Below are 13825 nucleotides of genomic sequence, written 5' to 3' on the forward strand. Positions count from 1 at the left end.
AGGTTCTACAACCACGCCCGGCGGCACTCGTACCTCGGGTACTTGAGCCCGGTCGAGTTCGAATTGCGAGCACAAGTGGCCGCGTTTGCGGCATAGTCGGTTTGTCCACGGGAGCGGGGGAAGATCAATCGGCCCGTGAGGATGGCCGCCAGCTCGATGCCGCTGCACTTCGCCACGCGGGCGGCAAAGTCGACGGACGGCCTTATTTCACGACGGCAGACGCCCGTGATGTATTTCGTCGGAAAACCAAGCAGTTCCGCCGCCTCTTGCGGGAGATACTGGCGGAGATGAGCGTCCAGATACACGAGCGTCCGATCGCGCTGCTCGTCGGTCAGCACGGCGGGAACGCTCGGCGGATCCTCTTCTTCGTCTGGGCTCGCCCGCTGCCTCGCGTGCGTTGTGGGGAAGTGCTCTTGATCGGCCTCGAACGTGGCATCCATGCTCCCTCCATCGGTCGTGGGTTGTCACCGGCCCGAGGTGATTGCGCCGCTCTCAGCTCGCAACCAGAGGTGACCATTTGCGGCGCAACCACCTCGGACCGGCGAAAAAGCCCACCCGAGCCGAACGGAGGCGCCTTTTCGACCAGGTGGACCACCATTCGGCCGGGATGGGAAAGGCGGCAGACGTCCCCCTCACGACGAGCCCCCATGCGAGCGGATCGCGAGCGGCGAGGTTTGCCGTCTCCACTCCCTACAAGCTCGGTCGGGAGGGGGTTGTTAGCGCGGCTGGGTCGATTTGTGAGCGACGGGCCTACCAACCGCACCAACCAGAACATGGCCCGAGGGCTGCCCCGAACGCTAAGCGCCCCGAGGGCTGCGCCGTCGAGCACGCGCCACGCCGAGCGCCCCCCGAGGGCTACGACGCGCGCCGAAGCGTCGCGCCGAGCGGCCCGAGGACTGCGCCGCGCCGCGTGATGCGCACGGGTTCTTACTTGTAATAGCTCGCTCCGGGGGGCTGCAATAACCGCGCCGAGCGTTGCGCCGTCCCCCGTTTTCCGCGCCGTCGAGCACGACGCGCCGAGCTTCCCAGGGCCGCGTCGCTCGCCGCGAGGGCCGCGCCGCGCCGAGCACGTGCGCCGACCGTCGAGCGCGCCCCGAGGGCTGCCCCGTCCCCCCGTTCTCCGCACCGGAAAACATCGCGCCGATCCTGACCTTTTGTATGGATCTCGCGGGGTTACGCGCGGGTCGAGGGCCCGTATCCCTGGCAGAGATACACGCGCGGGCCCCAGGACCGCCCCAGGGCAGGCGCCGCGAGGGCTGCGCCGTGCGCCTCGCAATCGCGCCGAGCGTCGAGAGCGCCCCGAGGGCTGCGCCGTCGAGCACGACCGCGCCGATCGCTGCGAGGGCCGCGCCGACGAGCACGACCGCGTCGAGCACCCCGAGGGGCCGCGTCGTTTGTGTTGTCACGCATGTCTCGGGGTCGTGTGTCTCGCGAGACAAGCCCCCCGAGACATGCGTGACAAGAAACACGCCCCCTTCCTGCACGATCCCCTTGACAAGCGTCGCGAGGGCTGCGCCGTCGAGCACGACCACGCCGAGCGCCGAGCGGCACGTGAGGGCTGCGCCCGTCGGGAACGACCGCGCCGAGCTCCCCGAGGGCTGCGCCGAGCGGCGCGAGGGGGCGCCCGTCAAGGGGAAGCGTCGTACCATAGCACGAAAGGCTTGCGGGCTTGCGGGCGCAAGTGACTTGCGGCGCAAGCCCCACCCCTGCAAGCCGGAAGCGCCCGCGGGGGGGCTTGCGTACGCCGAGCGGCGCGCGAGGGCTGCGCCGTCGAGCACGACCGCGCCGAGCGGGACTTACGATAAGTCGCGGCGCGCCCGCGGTGTGCTGCGGTGTGCTGAACGGTCCACTGTGCCACGACACACTCACGGAGCGGGACACACTGCGCGGCGAGCGAGACGCTTAGCGTAAGCAGTCCACGCGAGGGCAGCGCGACCGCCTCCCGCGGTCCCCTCACACGCTCACGCAAGTCGCGCTCTCGGCGCCGCCAAGGGGGCGGCTCGCATGCGAGCCGCGCCGAGCGCCGCGACGTCTACACCGTCAGGGACCGCGCCGAGCGCCCCAAGGTCTACGCCGTCGAACATGTAGCTGATCACCCAGATCCGTGGAAAACCGGACCACGAGTTCGGTCTGGTGTGCGTCGCGGCGCGCGCCGATCCCTGCGGGCGAGAAGTTCGCCACGGCGACAAGCCGCGGGTACGACGTGGGCCTCGCGGGCAGGATCCCGCACGCGAACGCTGGGTCATCTTGCTCGTCGTGCTGCTTGTCCGTCGCGCCTGGAGGCGGTTCCGTGGATGCGCTCGCGCTCCACGGGACGGACTCAGATGCCGCTGCCAAGGGTTGCGTACATGACGGCCTGAGAGCACGCGGGCGAAGCCCCCCGTCGCCGCTGAACACGCAAGCAAGCGCCGCCCGCGGGTGAAAAGGTCCAACCTCTCAGTCAATGACGGGGGACCGCGGGAAGTCCTGGCGCGGCGCGTATTCACGTACAGTTGTAGATTCCACTTGTAGCCGGACGAAAGTTGTGAGACGCGTTCCATTCGTGAGTTGTGGCACTGTGGCGTGGCTCCGGTCAGCGAAGATCCGTGTTGGGATCCGCGTCTCACGGGTCACGGGCAGGCAGAACAACGACGCCCAAAGCGCCGCACTCGATGCTGGCAGCAACCGGCCGCTGCTGCCGAATTCCAGAACTCCGCGGGTTAGACGGCGGATAAATACACCACGGAGTTGTGTGGTTAGGCCGCAGGTTATGCGGCGGTAGGCTAATTGCACAGCTGGGCGGACATACAGGGCGACATGCAGCGTTGTTGAAGCACGAAGAATCGCCGAAGAAGCAGCGCCAGCGCGGGGCTGACGGCGCCGGGTTCTACGAGAACTGGAGGATAGAGTGCGCAACTGTAGAGTTCACATCATCGAATCGCCAAGTGCAGATGACATCTTTACCGAGCAGTACGAGGGACAGATTCTGCGCGGTGCCCTTCGCTATGGCCAGGTTCCAGTGGAACTGCACACGGTTGTGGACCCCCAGCACTTCGCGCGAGCACTTGCCGCCGTGATCAACAGCTACAAGCGCGATCAAGATAGCTTCCCAATCCTTCACCTCTCGATGCATGGCAATGAAAACGAGGTCGCGTTCACCAACGGCGACACCGTAGATTGGCCGGCACTCGGCGAAGGCCTCAGTCTTATCAACGAAGCCCTGCATGATAAGCTACTTGTGCTGATGTCCGCATGCCAAGGCTACAATGCGGCTCGCATGGCTCGTCGTGAAGGTCATGCACCGTTCTTCGCTCTTGTCGGCCCTACGGCGAACATCTCCTGGAAAGACACTGTTGCGGCTTTCGGCGCGTTCTATCATCACGTGATCGTGCGCGACGGTTCAATCGTGAGCGGTGTCCAGGTCATCAACAGCGTACTCCGGACAAACATCTTCCAGGCCACGACTGCGGCCGACGAACTTGCGGAATGGCGCACTGAGAAGGCGGCGGCGGACGAAGAGCGTCTTCGACGGATCGCCGACCGTGTGCTGGCGCGGTGGCAGGCACGACCCGTCGGTGCGCGGCGAACCTGAGCACTCCCTGTCTCGTCCAAGAGGTCAGGATGGATTTAGAGCGACCCGTTCAAATTGTATGGCAGGGCCCATTCACCCTTGCCGCCGCGATAGCGTCCTCAACCGCACCAAGCAAAGGTGTTTACCAGATCTATGGGCAACACATCGTGTTCGGACCAAACTCGCTCCTCTATGTGGGCATGACTGACGGTCAGACCTTCGGCGCGCGACTTGCCCAGCATCGTGACCGCTGGCTGGTGCATGAAGACGATGTCACCATTCGTCTTGGCGTCGTTGCGGATCTTGATTCCTCTGCCCGGCTTGCTGACATCGAGGCGCTGACGATTTGGTGGCACTCACCTCCCTACAACTCCAAGAACATATGGACCTACGGCGGTGGACCGCTTCGGATCCAGAACTTGGGCGCGCGCGGTCGACTTCATCCCGAGTATTCGAGTCATTGGAAACCCGCTCGGACTCCACCTGATGGAGAGCATCCGTGATATTAGCGGAAGCCGAAGAGTCAGCCAACTTTGGGTTGGATCCGACGGCCGCATCCTCCTTCGCGCGAAGCCGATAGGAGGCAGGTCACGGTTGCGCGTCAAGTCGAATAGGTGAGACGTTCAAGATGGCAGACCTCACGTTCATCGAGAAGATGAAGCTTGAAAAGCTGCTCGAAATGGGTGGCGGCTATGTACTCGACTTCTCGAACAGGACCCTTGAGGAGTTCGTTCTTCAGAGCGTACACAAGAAAATCTATGACGACGCCTACAACTACGCCTCAGGCTCGAAAGCGAATCGTATCCGCGCGTTCTGGGACCGTGAGCCTAATCCCGTTGTCGGCAAGCTCATCGCGGACCTCCTGGAGTACCGCGAGTTTAGCCGCCCGAATCGCGACGAGGAAAGCAAGCGCCTGTATGATGACTGTCGTCGTATCGCCGAAAGACTCTCTTCGAGCCGCGCAGCCGTGCAGGTTGCAGCGACCAATACGGATCCCGTCCCGCAGCGCTCCTCTGCCTGGGTGCGCGAGAGGGCGGGCGGTCCACTTGAGCTGCAACGCCCGTGGCGGAATGCGCCCTCGATGAACATCGCGGAAGTCAAGGGGCGCGTTGACTTTGGGATCCTCACCATCCGCGAGGACGAGTTCCGCGCGGTCCTGCGCCGCTTTCCCGACAAACTTGGCGACGGACGCGCGCAGGGCCGGCGCATCTACAACCTCCGCTCGCTGGCGCTCCCTGGCGGAGGCGCATACACGCTTGCGATCAGCCGTTGCGTCGAGCAGGGCAACGGGGAGGCCCTCGCCATGGCCCGCGACCTGCTCGAAGACCTCGCCCCCCGCTGGCTCTTGGTTGTCGGCATTGCGGGCGGCATGCCTTCCTCGGAGATCACGCTCGGCGACATCGTCGTCTCCACCCGCATCCTCGACTTCAGCGTGGAAGCGGTGCTTGAGGGCGGGGCCTTCGAGCACGCCATCACCGGCGGGCCCGTCCACCACGCCGCCGCCGCCCTCGCGGCCAATCTGCCCGCTCTCGATGACGAACTCGGCGCCTGGAACTCGCCCGAGTCAATCGGCACGCCCAGGCCGCCAGTGGATTTCGCCCCCGGCAACTTCTACGGCGATGAGGCGTGGCAGAAGAATGTGCGCGAGAGCCTCAAGCTCCACTTCGGCGGGACGCCGCGGCCCCCGCGCTTCACTGCCGGCGCGCTCGCGTCGAGCGACCGACTCGTTAAGGACACCGGACGCACCAAGCCGTGGCTCCTAGCGGCGCGCCAGATCGTCGCCGTCGAGATGGAGTCGGGGGGCGTGCACCGCGCCACCAACGGGCGCGACGTGCCCTTCCTTGCCATCCGCGGGCTCAGCGACGTCGTGGGGTTCAAGCGGGACGAAGCGTGGACCCGGTACGCCTGCGAGACTGCGGCGGTGTTCGCCCAAGCGCTCCTGCTGACGAGACCGATCGCGGTGCGCCAAGAAGCACCGCCCTATGAAATCCGAGTGCACGACAGTCCAAGATCTGATCGACGGCATGCGATCGAGGTCCGCCCGTGCGCAGGGGTCTGGAGTCCATTCTTTTTCGCAATCCCTATCGCCGAACAAGAAGCGGTGTCCCCGATGGTATTCACTGGTGTGCAAGGTCGCCCGCCTGCTGCCGGCGCACTGCATGGAACGTCGGAAGAGCCCTCGCTCGATGGCAAATGGTGGCTTCGATATGCTGAAGACGCAGCTACGCCGTTGATGAGTTATTACCTTCTCTGCAATCACTTTCCGACCAAGATTGCTTTTGGTGTACTCAACGGCAAACCGCAATATGAGGTCGGTCTTGACGTGCGTGGGAGGATCGCAGAGATCGGGGCCTCAGAAGTGGCGCCCCCGCGTGATGAGGAACGTGCGCCGGACGAGTAGCGGGGCGAGACGATGCGGGAAGGGGGCGCCACGCGAGCCGGCGCGCGGGATAGCCCCCGAGCCTTCCCGCGCGCCGAGCGCCCGCTAGGACGCCTGCTAGGCGTCTCCGGGCGGAAGCGCCGGCGCGTGCTCGGCGCCTCCCGGGAGCATCGGGCGAGCAGGGCGCCGCGGATCGTCGCTCGCCTGGTCGAGCGTCGTGGGATCGGGTAGGCGTCCCTCCGCGTACCGGACGGCCATCGTCGCGGCGTCACTCCATTCGATTGCGATCCCCTCCGGACCGATCTTGATCCCGTCGAGCATCGCGCCGAGCGCCCCGCGCCGAGCAGGAACGGCCATGCTCCCCCATTGCGCCACGATCGAGCGCAACCACGAAAGCGCGCCATTTCGATTCTCGACCGTATCGGCCGAAGCTTCCGCGGATAGCGCCCGCTCCTCCGCATCGATCGCGGCAAGGTCGCGCTCGATCCGCGCCGCTTCCGCCCGGATCACGTCCATCCCCCACTGGCCCGAGGAGACCATGGAAACGAGGTTGCTCCGCGCCGTTACGAGCTTCGCCCGCTGCACCCTGAAATTCGGCGCATAGGGGGACGGCGGGGGCGCTTTCGACAGTTGGCCGTCAAGCGCCTTGAAGTGCCGCGCCGCGAGCCTTTCGATCTTGGGATCGATCTCGTCCTGCCGATTCCAGGGCGCCCCCATGCACCGCTCGCGCGTGGCATTCTTCAACTCGGGCGCGTAGCGCTTCCGGCACACGTAATATCCCGCGTGCTTATTCTTCTCGCTTGCAGGCTTGGCCGTGATCATCGATCCGCAGATGGAGCAACGGGCGAGCCCTCGGATCAACCATTCCGAGGTGATCGTGTCCGTGCGGGGCTTGCGCCCGTAGGAGCGGCGCCCCGCTAGCGCGTGCTGGGCCGCGTGCCACATTTGCAGGGAAACGATCGGTTCGTGCGCGTCGACCCATTCCGCAGGCTTTTGCGTCAACTGCCGGTTTTTGTCGGGCCGGACGGGCGTGGTCGCGATCTGGCCGGCGTACATGCGGTTTTTGAGCAATTGCAGGATCCAGACGGTTCGGAACGTCGCGAGTCCCGTATAGGTCGTTTGGCAATGGAGCGCGATGTCTCGCGCGCTCTTGCCTGCAAGGCACATGTCGAACATCTGGCGAACGATCGGCGCCTTGACCGGATCGATCTCCAATCGGCGCGGCTTGTCGTGGGCGTCCGCGCCCTTGGCCCGCACGTAGCCGAACGGGGGCTGTCCCTCTACGAATTTCCCAAGGGCCCGGAGTCGCTTTCGATTGCCTTCCGTGCGCTCCCGAATGCGGGCCCGCTCCATCTGGGCGATCGACGCCCACAGGGCCATTTGCGTCTCCCCCTCGGGGGTAGAGGCGTCGAAGCGTTCGGCGAGAGACAGGAAGCGCGCCCCCCGCTTGATGATGTCTCGCACGGCGGAGATCGTGAAAACGATATCGCGAGAGAACCGATCGAGCTTCGCCACGACCACGAGATCCCCCGGGCGGACGGCCTTTAGCAGGGCTGCGATCTTCTCCCGTTTCTCTTGTGACTCGACGCCGCCCGATTCCGTTTCCTCAAAGTCAATCGGATCCGGGAGGCGGGCGTACTGACAGTAACGGCGGATCTCCTCGTCTTGCGCGTCGAGCGACGTGCCCGATCGCATCTGCTCCATGGTCGAGACGCGCCGATAGGCGAGGACTCGCGACGTCCCCGCGTGAGGACCGTTGACCGTGAGGACACGCCGAACCGCGGAAGGATCCGCGATCGTGGGCCCAGCGTTCACGACGGCGGGCGCATCGGGCGCCGCTTCGAGGATGGAGACCTCGCGCGGGGGGCTGACGTGCGCGCGATCCTTCGCCGTTCCGCGCGCCTTGCTACCCTTGCCGCCCTTGCTGCTCTTGCCGCCCATGCTCGGGATGATGCCGGTCCTGGCTTCCATGGTCGAGACCTCTCGATCAGACTGCGCCACAACTGAACGCGCGATCAGCCTATTTGGCCGGGCAGCGTGTCGCTCTCAGAGTGTTGCAAGTGTTCGGAATCATTAAGTTTGCTGCCTAGCTAGTAGGTAGCAAATAGATTCCGGATCGGAAGCGGAGGCGGGGGCGGAGGCGGGGGCGGGGGCGGAGGCGGATCACGCGAGCGGAAGCGGCAACCGGGATCTGATTGTGTACCGCTCCCGCGGTCCCGCCCGGATCCCGCCGCCCCGGTCACCGTCATGGGACCCTCGGTTCACGGGCGCATCCTGAGCTCTCTGGCTCGTTTTCCCTTGCCGTCTAGTCGCTCAATGTGCGATTCCGTACTCCATGCAAGCAATGACGAGACGCCACTCGGCAATGCTGGACGTGCTGGTGTTGGGCTTCGTTGGGGCAGGGATGACGGGTGCGTGTGGGTCGAATGAGCCAGGGCCTCTCGGTTCGGGCGTTACGCCACCCGTCACGGCGCCCGAATGCCCGGCGTCGATGGAGAAGCCGTGCATGCGTTACCGCATCCCGCTCGACGGAAATCCGAGCACGGACCTTGCGCTGCGCGCCAAGTACATCGCCGCGTTTGGGACCGCTTGTTACATGTCCGAGGCCAACACGTTCGACTGTTTCTATCAGAAGTGGGAGGACGCGTGTGCGGATGCCGTGGAGATCGGCGAGGTGTCGGGAAATGCGCCGTACGACGAGGGTTACACGTGCCAGCCCGTCGGCAACGGGGACTACACGCTGCAAATCGGCTCGGATGTCGCGAACAAGATCACGATCAACTACCAGGCCGCGCCGCGGCAGACGCCGCTGATCGAGGTCGACGGCGTGCCGACGGAGGTGAACGGTCCGTACCGCAATTTGCCCGAGCTGGAACCGTTTGGGCCGGGGAAAGTGTTCTCGGAGAAGCAAAGAGCGCAGATCCTCCAAGCCAACCGCAACAAGCACGGGGGCGAGGTTCACTCCGATCTGGCGGGCTTCATGTTTCCTTGTGAGAAGGGGAAGCCCCAATTGTGCCCCGAGCCGGACGTCCTCAACGATCCACCCCAATGGCTCGATGCGAGCGCGGAGGTGCACCACATCGTGCCCAAGAAGGACAAGCGGTGCTGCCCGTGGGGCATGAACTCGAACAAAAACGCGGCCGTCATCTCGCACAAGCTCAACGACTATTTCACGAATAACGCCCCGCCGATGGAGGAGGTGTTAAAGCTCAACAATGCGGAGGCGTACACGCCGTGACGGGGCCGGCGGACCCAGACGGCGAGCCTGTTGACACCGAGACCAACGAGTCGTAGGCGATGCACCATGGTCGAGCGGAACCATCGTTTCGGGCGCCTCGTGTTCGACCGCGACGCCATCGTCCGCGCCGCGTTCCGCGCTTACATCGAAGCCGTCCTCGCAGGCTACCCGCTCCAATACCCCTCGTTCGCCGCCTCCTCCTGTCCGCGTTGGCTGGGCGACCTCCAGCGGGGCGCCTTCGACAACCGCAACGGACAAGGAGACAACGACGTCGTGGCGTGGACCGAGGCGGGTGTCGTCGGTCTCGCGTTCGAGCTGGGGTTCGGGCCGATCGAGCTGCTCAGCCTGTCGGCCGACGCGGTGACGGGCGGCCCGGACGACGTGCGCGGGGCCGTGCCGGGGCTTCCCGCCGAGCTGGAGCCGGCCCTCGTGATGGCCGTCCGCATGCTCGGAGAGGGAAATCAGGGGGAGAAGCTGGCAGGGGTGGGCTTCTGGCTCTACGGCGATCGCGTCGCCGGCACGCTGTTCGACGACCCGACGCCCTGTGGCGCCGACCGGCTGGCCGCGTGGGGCTTGCTCCGAGGTGGTCGGCTGCTTCCCGTTCATGACGCCGATGTGGCGGAGTACAACCGAACGGAGGCCGCCCCCATTCACGCGATTGTGGACGCAGTGACCGCCCGCGCTCTGGTTGGCCCTACGGAGCTTTCGACCGATGAGCTCGTGACGCTCCTTCCCAAGCCGCCCGACCCGAAGCAACTGCTTCACGCCCAACGCAAGCTTCAGAAGGTGGGCATCACGTGGCCCGGCTCGCCCGAGATCCCGCCGCTGCCGCCTCCAGGGCTCAACCCTTTTACGGGCGAACCCTTTACGGAAGCGGAGCTCGAGCGTTTCATCCTATGAAGGCGCAAGCTCCCACGGCTCAACATTCCTCGACGCAAAGCGGCTGCGAAGGCTGAAGCGGAAGCGGGAGCGGGAGCGGGAATCAGAGGAGCCCGCTCGGGGACGGCGAGCGTACCGTCGTGCTCGGCCTCTTCAAGGCCACGCCGTGCTCGCCGTGCTCGCAGCACTGCGTGCTGCTCCGCGCGGCTCCGCGCGGTGCTGCGCAGCCTTGAAGAGGCCTGCGCGCGACGGTGCGGGACGAGGGGCCCGGCGAAAGGGTCGTCGGGCGGAGGTTTCGTCATGCTGAGGATCTACGAAGTCGTTTTGGCCATGGCTGGGGACGCAGCCGGCATCGCGGAGCAGATCGAACGGAGGGATTCAGATCTCGCTCGGCAAATGCGCAGGGCCATGCATAGCGTCGCCCTCAATGTCGCGGACGCATCGTTAACCTTTCGCCAAACGCGCGGACCGCCCCCCGCATCTGGACTCTTCAGCACGGACATCAGCACCTTCTGCTCTGGAGCCCCTGCGCTCCCCTTGGCGAACGCCTCCGTAGGCAGCGCGATCGACGCGGTGAACTCCTCTCCTGACGGTGCCACGCGGACCTGGAGATCATGCTCCCGCTGGAGCTCCATGAAGAGCACGCGCTGGAGATCAGCGTGTTCCGCTACCTTCTGACGCAGCGTCGCGAGGTACCGCCGCACGCGTTCGGGACTCACCTCGAGCTCCGCGGGTGCGCTTCTCGTTTCGAGAGCCGCCACCTCCGCCTCGACGGACTGAAGCTCTGCCCGCAGCGCGCGCACCCGGTCGAGGATCGCGACGTCGGGCTCCGTGCTCTGCGCTGACTCGAACAGCCGGAAATACTTCTCGATGCCGGCCTTGAGTGCTTCGCGGCGACGGCGAAGCGCTACGAGCTGCTGTCGACCCGCGGGCTGCTCCTTCCGGTACTTCTTCTGCATCCGCTCGAGCTGCTCCATGACGAACGCCTGGTTGTCCATGAGGTCGTGTACCCACTTCCAGACGGCATCCTGTAGGCCCTCGGCGGGGATGGTCGGCATCGAGCACGCCTCGATACCGCCATTGTAGCGACGACAGCACTGGTAATACCGATAGGAGACGCCGCGGTTCCGGGGCTGCGTGGACTTCCCGACCATGGCCGCACCGCATTGCGGGCACGACATGATACCCGTCAGCGAGAAGATCTCGGCCAGAGCACCCTTCTGTGTCTTTCGCGTGCGCTGGACCGTGCGTTCCGTCTCCTTGATTTGCTGCGCGGCTTGCCACAGCTCCGGCTCGATCAGCGCCGGGTGCTCGCCCCTATAAAGCTTCTGCTTGTGTCGAGGGGCTTTCGACGGCATTCGGTTCTCGTATGCATCCTCGTCGAAGCTGGTAAAACCTGCATAGCTGGGGCTATTGATCACCTTCATGATGAACGTGACCGAGAATGCAGTCGTTTTCCTTGGATGGAACCCATGCTGGTGCAGATACCGCGCGATCCGTTTGGCGCCGTATCGGTACTGCGGATCCGTATACAGCTTGAACATCAGCCTGACGATCTGCGCCTCGTCCTCGTCGACATACCAGCATTTCCCAACGGGATACTGGAGGCACGCCTGCCGGTACGCCTCGTCGCGGGGCACATCCGCAGCGACGAGCTCCGCCATCCGCCGAGACTGCGACGTGTAGCCGAAGGGAGGCGCGCCGCCCCCCGTCTGGCCACGGATGGCCTTTCCGCGTCGCATTTCGCGGATCCGCTCGGCCATGAGCCCGACCTCGAGCTCCGACGCGGCGCCGAGCACCTGGAGCGAGAACCGCCCATGGGCGCTCTTGTAATCGTAACGGCTGTTGAAGTCCCAGAGCTCGATCCCCAGCGGCTTCAACACGCGCAGGAATCGCCCCTGAATCTCGTTGCCTCGCCAGAAGCGATCGGTGTGCCGCGCGCAGACCCCGATCACGTTGCCGGAGACGATGTCGTCAATCAACTGCCGGAACGCGGGACGCTTTTCGGCCCATAGCTCCGCCGAGACGTTCTTCTCCTCGACGTAGATCCGGTAGTCGGTCCAACCTCGCGCCGCGGCGATCTCCCGTGCACGTGCGCACTGGTTCGGGACGGAGAGGTCCTTCTTCAAGCTCTCCTCTTTGGTCACCCGAACGTAGAACGCCCACCATCGGGCCGGCGGCGGGGACTCTTCGCCCCAGGACTGCAGTTGCGAACGCTTCATGGCTCCCCTCCGTCGTCCCCTTCTTCCCGTGCAATCTCCACGAGGAGGGCTGCCACGGCATCGAGCACGTCGTCGCTGAAACGGAAGCCATGCTCGGCGGCTGCCGCAGCGTGCTCGGCCGGTCGGATGTGCGCCGTGATGCCGTCGTCGCACCCTTCCCCACGAGGTGCGATTTCTACCACGTAGGAGCGCTGGACGGTAGGGGCGGTGCGCGTCATTGGGGGGCGCTTCGGACGTGGTGAAGCAGTGACTCTCCCAGCTTGTCCCGTTTCGCTGGAATGGCTCCGCCGGTTCGGCTGTCGTGGGAGGCCGCTCCGTCGGCTCGCTGGCGCGATGGTGGAGCGAGTCCGCCGTGTCGCTCGTCGCGAGGAACGCGGGCTGCTGGATGGGACCATCGACGGGGGTACGATCGAAATGCTCACGGTGCACCTCCCCGGCACCTCGGTTACCCGAAGCGCCGCGTTGCTGGTTCTCCGGGCTCGAGGGCAAGTGGGCCTCACGCCCCCCAAAGGAGCGGAGCGGCCTCGGGACCTATGTAGCCCGGTTCCACCGAATGTAGCGTTTCGACAAGCGAGTGCCAGGAGGAATTGCGCGGTTTCCCCTCGACGCGGGCATCAATCGCCCGTGTCGCTAAATGATGGCTACGACAAACCACAAAAAGCCACTTCAAAAGTTGGCTTTCGCATCCTCGCCCCCTTGTTTCGCAGGGCGAAGCACGGGAATAGCCGCTCCACGTAACCACTTTTTCGTCGATCCGCCCCCCGACTGCCTTCGAGGAGCGTCCCCGAGGCTCCTGACGCACCTTCCACGCCCTTCCCGGAAACCCTCTGTCCTGCCCTCTTGGCGCATTCCCTGCCCAACGCGGCCCTGCGCAAAGGCTGTGCCGCTCGCGCATCAGCCAAGACAAACAACAAAAAGCCACGTGCAAAGTGGAAAACGGACCGATCGCCCACTGGATTCATAAGCCCGACTTCGAGAAGAGCCGCTCGATGTAACCACTTTTCTTGCTTTTCGGGCTCTCGGCGCCACGTCCCGTGCCCGTAACCCTGCGAAACCACGTCGGGCGCCCCTTCGGAGAACCCTCGACGTCGACCCGCCACAGGTTCCAGGTGGACCCACCCGCAAAATACAAGCGGGTTTTCCACCGGCCCCGAGTGGCTCCTCAGCGGCTTTGTAGTGTCCTGGGACCAAAGTTCGTAAAAATTCTCAGCGCATCGGTACAAATCCATGACCTGACGACATATGCAGGTGTGGGAAGACCGAAGAAGCCGCTGGTCCTAACGGAAGAGGAACGCGAGCTGCTGCTGGGGTACACGCGCCGAGGCAAGACCTCGCAGCAGCTCGCGCTTCGCGCGCGCATCGTCCTTGCGTGCGCGGAGGGGAAGGACAACCAGGACGTCGCGCGGGAGCTCGGTTTATGCGACGCGACCGTGTGCAAGTGGAGGGCGCGGTTCGTCAGTAAGAGGCTCGACGGACTGCTCGACGAGCCTCGTTCAGGAGCGCCGCGCAAGATCAGCGACGCGAAGGTCGAGGAGATCGTCACCCAAACATTGGAA

10 protein-coding genes are annotated in these 13825 nt (G+C 65.0%); 7 read left to right on the top strand and 3 right to left on the bottom strand.

Features of this window, described 5'->3' with window-relative positions; genetic code table 11:
* The 4 genes from QHF89_RS50085 to QHF89_RS48825 all read left to right on the top strand — a co-directional run.
* On the top strand, positions 1-96 hold a 96-nt coding region (locus QHF89_RS50085; RefSeq protein ID WP_342763994.1), incomplete at its 5' end, for an IS3 family transposase.
* A gap of 2791 nt (positions 97-2887) precedes the next feature.
* Positions 2888-3571 carry a hypothetical protein gene (locus QHF89_RS48815; RefSeq protein ID WP_136973285.1) on the top strand — a complete coding sequence of 228 codons (684 nt, stop codon included), beginning with the start codon at positions 2888-2890 and terminating at the stop codon, positions 3569-3571.
* 29 nt (positions 3572-3600) lie between these two features.
* Positions 3601-4053: a hypothetical protein gene (locus QHF89_RS48820; protein WP_136973286.1), complete on the top strand. Its 453-nt coding sequence runs from the start codon at positions 3601-3603 to the stop codon at positions 4051-4053.
* Between the two features lie 125 nt (positions 4054-4178).
* Positions 4179-5951 carry a 5'-methylthioadenosine/S-adenosylhomocysteine nucleosidase family protein gene (locus tag QHF89_RS48825; RefSeq protein ID WP_136973287.1) on the top strand — a complete coding sequence of 591 codons (1773 nt, stop codon included), beginning with the start codon at positions 4179-4181 and terminating at the stop codon, positions 5949-5951.
* A 96-nt stretch (positions 5952-6047) separates the two neighbouring features.
* Here QHF89_RS48825 and QHF89_RS48830 read toward each other — a convergent pair whose 3' ends face one another.
* Positions 6048-7901, bottom strand: coding sequence for a recombinase family protein (locus QHF89_RS48830; protein ID WP_136973288.1), 1854 nt, complete (start codon positions 7899-7901; stop codon positions 6048-6050).
* A 535-nt stretch (positions 7902-8436) separates the two neighbouring features.
* Between QHF89_RS48830 and QHF89_RS48835 the strand changes: the two genes are divergently transcribed.
* Together QHF89_RS48835 and QHF89_RS48840 are read left to right on the top strand one after the other, a co-directional pair.
* A complete protein-coding gene (locus QHF89_RS48835; protein ID WP_136973289.1) occupies positions 8437-9168 on the top strand; it encodes a hypothetical protein in 732 nt (243 codons plus the stop codon).
* Positions 9169-9234: 66 nt separating this feature from the next.
* Complete coding sequence (locus QHF89_RS48840) at positions 9235-10068, top strand: hypothetical protein (protein WP_136973290.1); 834 nt, start codon at positions 9235-9237, stop codon at positions 10066-10068.
* A 290-nt stretch (positions 10069-10358) separates the two neighbouring features.
* On the opposite strand, the gene QHF89_RS48845 is transcribed toward QHF89_RS48840, so the two are convergent.
* Both QHF89_RS48845 and QHF89_RS48850 read right to left on the bottom strand, forming a co-directional pair.
* The gene (locus tag QHF89_RS48845; RefSeq protein ID WP_136973291.1) at positions 10359-12269 is read right to left on the bottom strand and encodes a recombinase family protein; all 1911 of its coding nucleotides are present in this window, start codon (positions 12267-12269) and stop codon (positions 10359-10361) included.
* Positions 12266-12487 carry a hypothetical protein gene (locus QHF89_RS48850; RefSeq protein ID WP_136973292.1) on the bottom strand — a complete coding sequence of 74 codons (222 nt, stop codon included), beginning with the start codon at positions 12485-12487 and terminating at the stop codon, positions 12266-12268. Before QHF89_RS48850 ends, QHF89_RS48845 begins: the two co-directional genes overlap by 4 nt.
* Positions 12488-13519: 1032 nt before the next feature.
* On the opposite strand from QHF89_RS48850, the gene QHF89_RS48855 reads away from it, so the two are divergent.
* Positions 13520-13825, top strand: a 306-nt coding sequence (locus QHF89_RS48855; RefSeq protein ID WP_284721966.1) for a helix-turn-helix domain-containing protein, incomplete at its 3' end; no start/stop codon positions are given.

The sequence above is a fragment of the Polyangium sorediatum genome, assembly GCF_029946465.1.
Classification (GTDB): domain Bacteria; phylum Myxococcota_A; class Polyangia; order Polyangiales; family Polyangiaceae; genus Polyangium; species Polyangium fumosum.

What these genes read in the sequence shown, in the direction of transcription:
- QHF89_RS48820 (WP_136973286.1), top strand. Translation starts at nt 3,601, where the DNA reads ATGGATTTAGAGCGACCCGTTCAAATTGTATGGCAGGGCCCATTCACC.
- QHF89_RS48825 (WP_136973287.1), top strand. Translation starts at nt 4,179, where the DNA reads ATGGCAGACCTCACGTTCATCGAGAAGATGAAGCTTGAAAAGCTGCTC.
- QHF89_RS48830 (WP_136973288.1), bottom strand. Translation starts at nt 7,901, where the DNA reads ATGGAAGCCAGGACCGGCATCATCCCGAGCATGGGCGGCAAGAGCAGC.
- QHF89_RS48835 (WP_136973289.1), top strand. Translation starts at nt 8,437, where the DNA reads ATGCGTTACCGCATCCCGCTCGACGGAAATCCGAGCACGGACCTTGCG.
- QHF89_RS48840 (WP_136973290.1), top strand. Translation starts at nt 9,235, where the DNA reads ATGGTCGAGCGGAACCATCGTTTCGGGCGCCTCGTGTTCGACCGCGAC.
- QHF89_RS48845 (WP_136973291.1), bottom strand. Translation starts at nt 12,269, where the DNA reads ATGAAGCGTTCGCAACTGCAGTCCTGGGGCGAAGAGTCCCCGCCGCCG.
- QHF89_RS48850 (WP_136973292.1), bottom strand. Translation starts at nt 12,487, where the DNA reads ATGACGCGCACCGCCCCTACCGTCCAGCGCTCCTACGTGGTAGAAATC.